This window comes from Brenneria corticis, from assembly GCF_003115855.1.
Taxonomy (GTDB): Bacteria; Pseudomonadota; Gammaproteobacteria; order Enterobacterales; family Enterobacteriaceae; genus Brenneria; species Brenneria corticis.
In genome coordinates, this window is the sequence record NZ_KZ819138.1 from 1 (window position 1) to 894 (window position 894).

General features: G+C 62.0%; 1 protein-coding gene. It reads right to left on the reverse strand.

The window, feature by feature from the left end; genetic code table 11:
- Window positions 1–184: 184 nt before the first annotated feature.
- Window positions 185–894, reverse strand: a 710-nt coding sequence (locus DDT56_RS24245) for an ABC transporter ATP-binding protein (protein ID WP_136168893.1), incomplete at its 5' end; no start/stop codon positions are given.

The following is an 894-nucleotide window of genomic DNA, read 5'->3' on the forward strand; positions in this document are numbered from 1 at the left end:
CAGCGTGATTTCTTACGCCGACGAAAAGCAAAAAACAAAGAACCAAGAACCAAGAACCAAGAATGAACCCAAGACCAGAATACACATGGCCTCTAGAGGTTCCTTGGATTTGTGTATAAGAGACAGTCGCAGGGGAGGGAGTTTGGCTCCTCCCCCTGGCAAGGGGAGGCCGGGAGGGGGTCAACTACCCGGCTACTGCCGCTTCGTGGCGCACGGCATCCGGCGTCATCGCCGCCAGTACTTCACGCCGCAGATCGGTAAACGCATAGCTGGCGCGGTCGCGCGGTAAAGGCAGCGTCACCTCCACCACCCTGGCTATCTGCCCCGGATGCGATTGCAGCACCACCACGCGGTGACTCAAATAGAGTGCTTCCTCAATATCGTGGGTCACCAGGATCATGCTGGTGCGCTCGTGCTGCCAGATATGCAGCAGTTCATCCTGCAGCCGGGTTCGCGTCAGCGCGTCCAGCGCCCCCAGCGGTTCGTCCAGCAGCAGCACTTCCGGACGCGCCACCAGCCCGCGGGCAATGGCGGCTCGCTGCGCCATGCCGCCGGAAAGCTGATGGGGAAAGGCCTGCTCGTAGCCCGTCAGCCCGACCAGCTCAATATGTTCGCGCACCGCGTCGCGTTTGCGCGCCGCCGGCCAGGAGACGTTTTCCACCGCCAGCGCGATGTTCTCCTCCAGCGTCAGCCACGGCAGCAAACGATGGTCCTGAAACACGATGCCGCGCTCCGGGCCGGGACCGCTAATGCGCCGACTTCCCAGCGTAATCTCGCCCTGATAATCCTGATCCAGCCCGACAATCAGGCGCAACAGGGTACTCTTGCCGCAGCCGCTTGGCCCAACGATGCTGACGAATTCGCCCGGCTCCACCGTTAAATCGATGCCGCGCA